The organism is Corynebacterium sp. HMSC05E07 (genome assembly GCF_001807225.1).
Taxonomy (GTDB): Bacteria; Actinomycetota; Actinomycetes; order Mycobacteriales; family Mycobacteriaceae; genus Corynebacterium; species Corynebacterium singulare.
In genome coordinates this window covers 1-10,490 of record NZ_KV788248.1, presented here as the reverse complement: position 1 = coordinate 10,490, position 10,490 = coordinate 1, and the positions used below count along the sequence as shown (strand labels likewise).

The following is a 10,490-nucleotide window of genomic DNA, read 5'->3' as shown; positions in this document are numbered from 1 at the left end:
GTTGTCAGGTTGTCAGGTGTTGTCAGGTACCTGTCATTTCAAAAACCCCCTTTGACCTGCATTGACAGGTGTTGTCAGGTTGTCAGGTTGTCAGGTACCCACGGCGGGTTTGTGGCTAGGCTAATGAACTTGTATATACAAATAAGGTAGGTATGAATATATATATGTCTTTTACATTGTGTTAAGATGACAACCTTTTTACCCCAACCCGCCGGGGATCAACCTGACAACCTGACAACCTGACAACGCAGGTCAAAGCGTTGACAGTACCTGACAACACCTGACAACCTGACAACCTGATTCGCCCATTTAGTGATGTGTGTCACACTAACCTTAGGGGAATGTAGGAGGTACGCCAACCCTATAAACACCCCTTTCGGTGCAGTTGTATATATATGGTGCACGTCACATGGGTGCCAGTTTGCCTCACTGCATCAGGCACACACCAGGGCCGGGGCTACACCCTTGGCGCGGGTATCACGGCTAGTGCCACACACATGAGGACACACCTCACGCACTAGGTGACACACATCAGGACAAACCTCACTGCACCCAACACACAATGCCGCGGCTAATGCACACACCCACGCGACACACACCCCGGCCGCGCTAACACACCCGGCACACATAGCCACACACATGCCGGGGGGGTAGTCATTCACGCCTAGTCAACACACCCCGGTACACAAACCCCACCAACGACAAAACCCCCGACACAAGGCCGGGGGTGTCACATGTGTGGCGGGTTATGCCGCGGTGTCTTTGTCTTTGCCGCGAGGCGGCGTGTATTTATACCGCATTGCACCTCGGGCACGCGGGTCGGGGTTAACCTCGGACTCAATAATTTTGCGGTCTGCTAGTGCGGCCAAAGCCTCGACGCGGTGTGCATAAGACTCGGTGCCGTGTGTACACCCACGAAGGATCCATGACTCACGAACCCACTCCCCCGGCTTTGTGGCTAACACTTTTAGCACTGCTGTTCTATGCTTGTTGGCGGTGTCCTCGGCCTGTTTCTTGTACCGATTACGGGCCTCATCAGCCACACCAGCTAGTGTGCCCTGATGCTCTTTATCAGCATGTGCCGCTGCATCACCCTGTGCCACAAAGGCGCGAAGCGTGCGGCGGTGGAATTCCATCAGGTCCACAGTGTGTGCCCAAATTGCCTCACTCACATGACTCACACCATGCAGTGCAGCCACGGCACAAGCTAGGCGCACGGCGATCAACGTGGTGTGTGACATCATTGCCTTAATGTGCTCAGGCACGCCACGGAGCCAGATCAATTCTTCGTCACGGTTAACGTCATTGACTTCCTCCCCGTTAAGTGCCTCTGTGCGTTTGGCCTGAGCCACGGCGGGCACGGCGGTAAACGGCGCGAGATCCGGTGTGGTCTCCAAAGGTGATGGTGGTAGTTTGTCCTGTGGATTAATGCCAATGTCCAAAGAACCAAAAGGCCACATTGCATACGCAAAAAACTGTCGCTGCACAAAGCCACGCATACCGGCCGGGGTGGCGAACTCGGCTAACAGCGAGGGCTGCACACCACCTTCCAAATTGTATGAGTACCAACCTTCCACCTGTTTATTACCGTTCTTTTGTGTGGTGCCGCCTAACCCCGTGCCTGACCAGGCTTTGGCCAACTCATCCAACACTGGGCTAGAACCGTTCTTGCTAAAAACCTTTCCCATTTCGTCATACCGGGCTAGTGCCACGGCACGCGGGCGGAGGGCTGTAACTTCCGTAACTTCCTCGGTAACGTTGCCGTCCTCATCCTCGGTGGTGGTGATGATCCGCTTTGTGTGCACCAGCGGATCGGTAACCGCGGCGTCACTGTTTGCTTCAATGTAACGGGTGAGATTAGGTGCCGCCTGTGTGTCGGGGTTGTATTCCACATGCTTAATTCCGCGGCTTAGTGTGTGTTGCTGTGCCGGGGTGATCCTTTTAAGATGTGCCTCTTCCTCACCGTCGTGGCTAACCCTAATAAAGTCACGCTCACGCTCGGCGCGCATGCCGGGGGATACCTTATCCAAATAGGTGTCCTGCATTAAGGTGCAGTCGGTGTCCTCGGGCCGTTCATTAAACCAGGCACGCGTCTCACCCGTGTCATCCCAAAGCCACGGCTGTGACATAGCTAGCGACTTTCCTGCACCAGACGGTCCCATCAGCTGCACAAAAAGTGCCGCGGGCTTTCGTGACTTGCCGTCACCAGTAGGGGTGCGGAGGTAGGGCGGTATCCTCATGCAGGTTAAAACCAGTTGGTGCACGTATGCCGCCACGGGATGAATCATTCCCCCGCCTGTGCCGTGTGTGTAGATAGCTCGGGTCACGGGGCTGAAATTCATGATCTTATTGATCAGGGCGAGGTCGTTAGGCGGTCCATCAGGGAATTTCTCGCGGTCACTCGGTGCAGCCTCACCCTTGGCCACGGCTTTTGCCACAGTGTGCACCAGGCGCGGCGGTATAGGTGCGGGCCGATCCCCTCGGATCGCCACGGCTGTGCGGTCTCCGGTGCCGATAAACCCGCGTGCCGCGGTGATGATTTCAAGCACAGTTGCGGCCTGTGCCGTGGTGAGGGCTACCGATCCAATACCTGTGCGCGGGGTGTCCTCGGGGTCGTATATACGGCATCCACGGGGCCGCGGGGCAATGGTGTCGGCGGGGTCGTAGTCATGCATGAGGGTGGTGATCGCGTCGTCGTCGTCCTCGGCGGTGTCGTCCACCACAGTGAGTACCGGCGCGGCCGGTGGTGCGGTCGGTGGTGTGCCCTCGTGCTGTGGTGTGGCCTCGGGTTGTGGTGTGGTCGTGGTCGGTGGTGTGGCCTCGGGCTGTGGTGTGGTCGTGGTGGTGTCCACGGTCGGTGCACTAGGTGTGGTCACGGTCGTGTCCTCACGCTGTGCACTAGGTGCAGTCGTGGTCGGTGGTGTGGTCGTGGTCGGGGGTGTGGTGGTGTCCACGGTCGGTGCACTAGGTGTGGTCACGGTCGTGTCCTCACGCTGTGCACTAGGTGCAGTCGTGGTCGTGTCGGTGTCCTCACGCTGTGCACTAGGTGTGGTCCCGGTGGTGTCCTCATGCTGTGCACTAGGCGCGGCCGTGGTGGTGTCCTCGGCCGGTGGAAGTGCATCAGTGGCGAGGGCAATAGCGGCGAGAATTTCATCAGCGTCGTTGTCACCCACCTCGGCGGCTAGTAGCGCACGCTCGGCTGTGGGTGAGGCAAAACCAGGCATGGTGGCGGCGGTATAGGTGGCGGTAATTGACTCACTGCCCTCGGCGGTGCCCACGGAGGCATAAAGAAGATCAATCTTTGTCACCAGCACCCCGTTACCGTCATCACGGCGGGCAAATTCCCTCCACTCATCAGGCACATGAGGGCTATAGCTAAAGCCAAATCTAAGGCCTTCGGCGCAATTCTCGGTGTGGCAAATCATTTGGTATTCGCTAGCTCCACCAGGCCTGCACCATAGCTCACACCCGCACGCCGAGTCGCGGTCATAGCGGGTATAGTCCCACTGCTCTAACAGATCGCTCCACGGCGTTACGCGGGTATAAAAACGATCCTCGGGGGAATTAAGCGCGTCACGCTCGGCGGCATCAGCTGCACGAAGAACAGCTGTGGCTGTATCAGTGGTGGTGGTACTGCTCACCCGCTCACGGCGGCGGGTGGTCGGTGCCTCGGCGGGTATCACCACATCAGCGGCGGCGAGTAACCCGCCTTGACCCGCTGCATAAGCATTGTCATTGGTGAAATAACCAGGGTAGGCGGTGCCGATCTCGCTCGGAGCATAAGCGGTGCCGTCATAACCGACAATGGTGCCGGGGTCGTCCTCGGGGTGTGTCATTGCCTTGAGCTGTACCGCCATTGCCTCACCAAAGCACTGTGCGGCGGTACACTGCTCGGCGGTCCACCCGTCACCCGGCACCAGGGCCGGGGCGCGGCCGGTGATGTAGTCGGGGCACGGAACCAGGGTCGGAACCTCAGCGCGGTGGCCGGTGAAATGCAGCAGGCGTTCAATAAAGGCGGGGTATACATCAGTGACGGCTAGTCGTCCCTGTGAATCCACGTGTGGCACATACCGTCCTTCGGCGCGCTGTGACGGCGGGCATAAGGTGTATGCACCATGGAACCTCACATCAAGGGCGGTGCGTCCACCAGGGTTATCAGCTGTGGCGCGGGTCGGATCGTCTGCGGCGGGGCGCTGTGTGATCTTTTTGGGTAGTAGGCATGTGCCGTCCTCGGCGTAGTACTCATCAGGGTACCCGTAGAATTTGTGGCCAAAAGGGCCACGCTTAATGCAGCGGAGGTAGAAGTGTGCGCCTCCGGTGTGGCCTACTTTGTCGGTCCCGTCCTCGGCCTGCACACCCGGTGTGGTCACGGTCACCTGTGGCACAACACCAGCTAGGGCAAAGCACAGGCGCTTGAAATAATCTACGTCGGCGGCTGTGTCACAATCCACAACGATCAAACCGTCACCCGCCACAATGCCCAAATTCATTGGCTGCTGTGCCGCGGTCACCTTTGCCTTAAGGTCGTCATCCAAAGCCACGGGCGCGGCGCTAGTACCCCTCAGCGGGCCTCCCTTAGCGAGGGGCTTAACGCCCACCCACCCGGCACAGGGTAGATCCTGCACCAGGCCTAGCAGGTACTCGGTATCAGTATCAGTAGCAGGCCGGGGCGGGGTGTAATCCTCGGCGGTGTGTGCGGTGGCCACGGGCACGGCGGTGACGTTATCCGGGTTGGCATAGGGGATCGCTAGTCCCTGTGGTGTGGTCGTGGTCGTGGTAGTATCCATGTCAGATCCTTTTGTCGGGGCATACCCGCGGCCGTGTGATGGTGGCCGCGGGTATTTTTATGAGCAACATGCAGGCGGGGGGCGGGGTGAGGTTGTGATGATTGCGCGTGCTAGGTACTCACGGGGCGCGGCGTGTTATGCCACGGCGGTTCAGTCGTCGTCTGCATAGGCTTCGGCGTAGTCGTAGTCGTCGTCATAGTGGTCACGCACAAAGTCACCAGCCTCGGCGCGGTAGCGGTCGAGCCACAGGCGCGGGGTGATAAACCAGCGGGGTGACACCTCGGCGCGGGTGGCGGCATCAAGGTCTTTGGGGTCTGATAGGTCATCCACATGCACCGCCACGGCGTGCGCCACACTACGCCAGGACGTGTCCAAACCAACGGCGGTGCAGGCGGCTAGCACATAATCCTTAGGGGCGAGCGTCCACCCCTCGGCCTCGGCCTCGGGTGCGAGGTCATGCCACAAGCTCGGGGCGTTGTTCTCATCAGGGTGCACGGTGTCGTCCACGGCGGTGGTGAGTGCATGCACCAGGTCATATAGTTCTATGTCGGTAGGCATGTCCTTGCCCGGTGCCGGTAGCCACAAAGCGTCATCAGCTCCAAAGCGGTAATCGGTGCGGGCCTCATACCGCTGCTCGGTGAGGTAGTGCGCGAGGTCACTCGCCCACATCACGGGCGCTATCTCAGCGAGGTCCACTACCGGTGTCCACCTCGGCTCACGGGGGATTTCACCCCACACAAAGCATGGTGCCGGGGTGAATAGGTGTCCATCATGGGCGCGGAAGTCGGCACAGTCCATCATCAAATCAACGGCTTGACCACACCCCACACTAGCGATCCTTCCCATTTGCCAACCATAGGGTGTCACGGAAATCAGGTCGTCAACGGGCGAGCGGCGAGCCACAGACGATGCAATCACGTACCGCAATACGCGGTAGGTCTCATACTCGGTTGAGTCCTCGGGCACGGTATAGGCGGGGGTGTGGTGTAGGTAGTGGGCAATGTCGCTAGCTACTATGCCGATCACGTCACCAAAGGTGAAATCGTCGGGAAGGGCATTAGAAATGCTCACCACATCAATCACGGCGGCGCGGTAGTAACGCTGCATCAAGGTATCTAGGCCGTAACCCAACATATTGCGGTGAGGGATGGTCGGTGTACCGGACTGCACGTCACGCACGGAACTGTTACGGGCAATCACGGAAAGCATGAACAAAATCAGCGCGCGGCGGGTGTTTGTCTTTGCCTCCTCATAGGGGAAGCTGTGGCGAGTAGTGGTGGTGTCGGGTAGGTGGTTGAACATTGTGGGTACTCCTTTGAGTATCATGCCGGGGCGTGTGTTGTGTGTGTTGTGTGTACCCCGGCGGGGGGTTGTGTGTGTGGCTACGCGCTAACTACGCGCGTGTAGTGGTGGTGGTCGGGGCTAGTGGCCTGTGTGCAGTCGGGGTAGGTGCAGTACACCTCGGGCAACTCTTCCACTAGGTCGGCATAGGGTGAGTCGTCGTCCACGGCACCTAGCTCGGTGGCGGTGGTGATGAGGTGCATCATTGCCGGGCGCACGCGGTCGGCGTGTAGGGGTCCCAAAGCGGTGATTTCCTCGGGCACATGTGCCACACCCGCGGCGCGGGTTAGGGCATGGTCGTCGGTGTAGCGCTGTGCACATAGGTGATCTAGGACATAGGCTGCATACTCATCCCCCTCATCCATCAGCAGGCGGCGGGCGGTGGTGTAGGTGTATAAGGCCTGTGCCTGTGCCTCGGCCGGGGTGTGTGCCGGGCCGGTCACTATTGCCTTTCCACGGGCCGCGGCTAGGGCATTATTGGCATTGCATAGGGCGGTGTAGTAGTCGTCCACCTCAAGCGCGACACCGGGCCGATCAGGGTAGGTGCGGCGGGCGAGGTCGGTAGCCATGGTGCATATCACGTGTGCCACGCGGTGCAGGAACACTACATATTCAAGCACCTCGGCAACGTGGTCTGCTGTGGCTGCAACACGACGCGCGGCAATGATGAGGACGTCCATAGCGTGCTGTTGATCGGTGGTGTACTGCTGCTCGGGCATAACCCGGTGCAGGTAGTCGGGCGAGATTTGGCGGGCTAGGAAGGCCACGCGGTCACTGTATGTATCAGTAGCGGTGTGCATGGTTACCAGCCTCGGGCGTCCTGCTGTGTCCACTCGGCTACCTCACGGCGGTGGCGCTCTTCCTCTTCCTCACGCTGCTCGCGCTCCATTTCCTCAGCGTCGTGTAGGTACTCTTGAAATTCTTTCCAATCAGGGGTGTGGTCGATCCGGTACACCTCACCACAGGCAAACAGTTCCTCGGTGGTGTATGAGCGGTCCACGCCGATCCACAGGTCCTCACCTGCTCTAGTGATCGTGTCCAAATCAACGTTGATGACTGCATCATCAGGCAGGTTGTCCAACTCTTCGGCGGTGGTGATGAGGATTAACTCATTTGGGTTAGTAGTAGTAGTCATGGTGACTTCCTTTGTGTGTGTCCTCGGCATGGTGTGCCGGGGGTGTGTTAGTTGGTGACGGTAGAAAGATTGGCGTCAAGCCATGTCAGGAATTCTTCGCGCGGGTAGTAAACGCGTCGGCCGATATAGATAAAACGCGGGCCTCCACCCTGTGCGCGGAGCCTCTTCCAAACCCACGGCGAGGACGCGGGGGCGAGGTCGATCAGATCCTCGGTCGTTAGTAGCTCGGGGAGATCGGTGTATACAGCCATAAAAAATCCACCTCCTGTGGCAGCTGCATGAGTGTGTGTCATTGCAGTCCCTCGGCGCTGTGTGGTGCGGGCCGGGGGCGGTAGTGATTGCTGTTCACGGGCTGTGGTGAGGTCCCGTGATGAGGTGGTGATTTCAGTATAGCGCGGCGTACTAGGGTGCACTAGGGTGCGGTAGCTATAATTAGCGGACGCAAATACGGTTGGGGCACTTGTTCCATTTGTGACGTTTTGCCCCGGCTGTGTGTTGCATTTATGCAGGTAGAAGGCGTTTTAGTGTCAATACCTGTTGACATGTGACCTGCAATACACTCACCCCCATTAGGGGGGGGTAACCCCCGCACACACTAGGACACACACACCATGGAACCCGGCGATCTGTACCAACAGCCAACTAAATACACCACACCAAAGGGCCGCGTGCGGTGGAAGTACCGGCTATACCTCGGGCCGCACAAAAGACCCTTTTATAAAGGCTTCCGAACCAAAGCGGGGGCTGAGCGTGACTATCAGAAGCGAGCACGTGAGGCACGCCGGGGTGTGGTGGTGGACGGGTCGGCGGGCCGCAAACCGTTGTCACATTGGCAGGAAGAATGGGAAAGGACGAACGATCTTTCCGCGGCCACACAGGCCACAGGCATTAGTGCGTGGCGGGTGTGGATCGAACCTCAGCTCGGTGCCACACCTATCAGGACGCTCACTGCACAGACGGTACAGACGTGGATCGACGACATGAGTGCAGATGGTGCCGGGGTGCCTGTGCAGAAGCAGGCATTAGCGCAATTGCGGCGACTCATTAAGATCGCTTTGGCATGTGAGGCTATAGCCAGTGACCCAACGCGGGGTGTGCGTGTGGGTAGTGGTCCCGGTAGTCGTGGCGTTGTGCAAGAGTTACGCCTCACCCCGGCTAATGTGCGCACGCTTATAGCTGAGTCCCCGGCGTGGTGTCGGTTGCTTATTGAAGTCTTAGCGATGACGGGCATGAGGCAGGGTGAAGTTTTTGGTCTCAGCGTCGGTGATTTGGATCTGCACCGAGTGCCGCCACAACTGTGGGTGCACTTATCATGGTCGCCACATAACGGCGGACACCTTAAGGCCACGAAGACAAATAAAGATCGCGTGGTAGTGGTGCCGGTGGATACGGCTGCACGCCTCATAGAACACACTTCCGATAAGGATGCCGCGTCACCAGTATTCACAACACCCGCCGGGGCACGGATCGACGCGAGCAATTTCCGCGCGCGGGTCTGGCTACCGTTGCTTAACCGGGCGCGGGCGGTCGATCCAACCTTCCCGCGCGAGCATGTGAAGGTGCATGAATTACGTCACTTCTATGCCACGACGGCATTAACGAAAGGGGTCGATTTAGTCACTGTGTCAAAACAATTAGGACACTCATCCACATCAGTGACGGCTGATATTTACGCGCGGTGGGTGCCTACGGCGGGCGCTGCTGCTGCTAATGCTGTGGCTAATGCAATTACGGGTGCAGGTAGCGTCGGTGGTCGTGGTCACCTTCGCGCGGTGGCCGGTGGTGGTGGTGATGAGGCCTCGGCGGGGTGTCGTGATGATGGTGATGATGAGTCCACGGCGAGTAGTGGTGGTGGTGTCGCGGGCTAGGTGCGGCGGTAGAATAATGGTCACGGGTAACTCCCTAACTCCCCCCCGGCCGTGTGTGATTGTGTGTGTGCGGCCGGGGGGGTTACTTATGTGCCGGGGCCGCGTGATGTGTCCTCGGTGATGGTGCCGGGCTAGGTGTGGCGGTGTGATGATGCCGCGGCGTGGTCTGTGCAGGTGAATGTAAATAGTGCCGGTGACTAGTGCGGGCGAGTCCCCAACCATGTGCCGCGGCGGTGTGATGCTGTGCGCGGTAGTTGTGTGGCTAGGCCTCGGCGTTGGTGTGTCGGGCTGTGTGATGAGTCCCCGACTGTGGTGTGCAGTACCTGTGATGAGTCGTGACGGCGAGTCGTGGTGATGCATTAGGCCGGGGCGTGGTGATGGTGTCGGGCTGTGTGATGAGGCCTCGGCGTGGTGTGTGCGTCGGTCGTCCTCATGGTGGCGGTGATGTGTCGCGGTGTGGTGTCGGCGGTGTCGTGGCCTAGGTGAGGTCGTGGCGTGGTGATGGTCGTGGCCTAGGTGCGTGGCGTGGTGATGGTCGTGGCCTAGGTGAGGTCGTGGCGTGGTGATGTTCCGGGCTGTGTGATGAGGCCTCGGTGTGGTGTGATGAGTCCCCGGCGGTGGTGATGTTCCGGGCTGTGTGATGAGGTCCCGGCGGTGGTGATTGTGCCGGGTGTCCTTATGGTGTCGCGGTGATGTGTGGTGAGGTCCCGGCGTGGTGTCGTGATGGTGCCGCGTCGGTGATCTTTATGGTGCACAGTGCCGCGGTGTGGTGGTGATAGGGCGCGGCGGTGGTGTGGTGATGGTGGTGCCGCGGTGGTGTGATGAGTCCCCGGCGGTGTGGTGGTGATGGTGGCCGGGGCCTTAACGCGGTGTGGCGGTACTAGGCCTCGGCGGTGGTGCGGTGATGGTGGTCGTGGCCTAGGCGCGGTGGTGTGGTGATGGTGGACGGGGCCTTAACGCGGTGGTGTGGTGATGGTCCCCGGCTGTGGTGCGGTGCGTTGGTGCAGGTAACGGGCTGCTATAAAGACGAACTAGGTGATCCAAATATGATCCAACCAGTGCGCTTCTAACTGCACCTCACTGCACTTGTTTTGGGCCTGTAACTAATTTTGGGGACATGCCATATCATCATGTTAATGCAGGTCACGCGGTGTAATTGTGACAAAGCATGTGCACCAGGCGAGGACGAACCAGCAGGCCTAACGGGTTACCTGCTCACTCGTAATGAGAAGGTCGCGAGTTCGATTCTCGCAGGCGGCTCCATTAAGCCCCAGCTAGAACAGTGTTCCAGCTGGGGTATTTTCCTATCGTCACCGGCGGCTACTAAATCGGCTTAAGGGACATTTCGTGTGGATAAAC

General features: G+C 59.1%; 6 protein-coding genes. 1 reads left to right on the top strand and 5 read right to left on the bottom strand.

Going from position 1 to position 10,490, the window contains the following annotated elements:
* Positions 1 to 746: 746 nt before the first annotated feature.
* The 5 genes from HMPREF3149_RS09230 to HMPREF3149_RS09210 all read right to left on the bottom strand — a co-directional run bounded on the left by HMPREF3149_RS09230 (position 747) and on the right by HMPREF3149_RS09210 (position 7,514).
* Positions 747 to 4,787 (bottom strand): bifunctional DNA primase/polymerase, encoded by a 4,041-nt coding sequence (locus HMPREF3149_RS09230; RefSeq protein WP_070537626.1) that lies wholly within the window; start codon positions 4,785 to 4,787, stop codon positions 747 to 749.
* A 150-nt stretch (positions 4,788 to 4,937) separates the two neighbouring features.
* On the bottom strand, positions 4,938 to 6,089 hold the full coding sequence (locus HMPREF3149_RS09225) for a hypothetical protein (RefSeq protein ID WP_070537623.1): 1,152 nt from the start codon (positions 6,087 to 6,089) through the stop codon (positions 4,938 to 4,940).
* An 80-nt stretch (positions 6,090 to 6,169) separates the two neighbouring features.
* On the bottom strand, positions 6,170 to 6,928 hold the full coding sequence (locus HMPREF3149_RS09220; protein ID WP_070537620.1) for a hypothetical protein: 759 nt from the start codon (positions 6,926 to 6,928) through the stop codon (positions 6,170 to 6,172).
* Positions 6,929 to 6,930: 2 nt separating this feature from the next.
* Positions 6,931 to 7,263, bottom strand: coding sequence for a hypothetical protein (locus HMPREF3149_RS09215; protein ID WP_070537617.1), 333 nt, complete (start codon positions 7,261 to 7,263; stop codon positions 6,931 to 6,933).
* Positions 7,264 to 7,310: 47 nt separating this feature from the next.
* Entirely contained in the window at positions 7,311 to 7,514 is a 204-nt protein-coding gene (locus tag HMPREF3149_RS09210) for a helix-turn-helix transcriptional regulator (protein WP_070537614.1), read from the bottom strand.
* 360 nt (positions 7,515 to 7,874) lie between these two features.
* On the opposite strand from HMPREF3149_RS09210, the gene HMPREF3149_RS09205 reads away from it, so the two are divergent.
* Positions 7,875 to 9,131, top strand: coding sequence for a tyrosine-type recombinase/integrase (locus HMPREF3149_RS09205; protein WP_070537612.1), 1,257 nt, complete (start codon positions 7,875 to 7,877; stop codon positions 9,129 to 9,131).
* Positions 9,132 to 10,490: the final 1,359 nt, after the last annotated feature.

Bases quoted from the DNA above. Each gene is read 5' to 3' on its own strand.
- HMPREF3149_RS09205 (WP_070537612.1), top strand. From the start codon at position 7,875: ATGGAACCCGGCGATCTGTACCAACAGCCAACTAAATACACCACACCA.
- HMPREF3149_RS09210 (WP_070537614.1), bottom strand. From the start codon at position 7,514: ATGGCTGTATACACCGATCTCCCCGAGCTACTAACGACCGAGGATCTG.
- HMPREF3149_RS09230 (WP_070537626.1), bottom strand. From the start codon at position 4,787: ATGGATACTACCACGACCACGACCACACCACAGGGACTAGCGATCCCC.
- HMPREF3149_RS09215 (WP_070537617.1), bottom strand. From the start codon at position 7,263: ATGACTACTACTACTAACCCAAATGAGTTAATCCTCATCACCACCGCC.
- HMPREF3149_RS09220 (WP_070537620.1), bottom strand. From the start codon at position 6,928: ATGCACACCGCTACTGATACATACAGTGACCGCGTGGCCTTCCTAGCC.
- HMPREF3149_RS09225 (WP_070537623.1), bottom strand. From the start codon at position 6,089: ATGTTCAACCACCTACCCGACACCACCACTACTCGCCACAGCTTCCCC.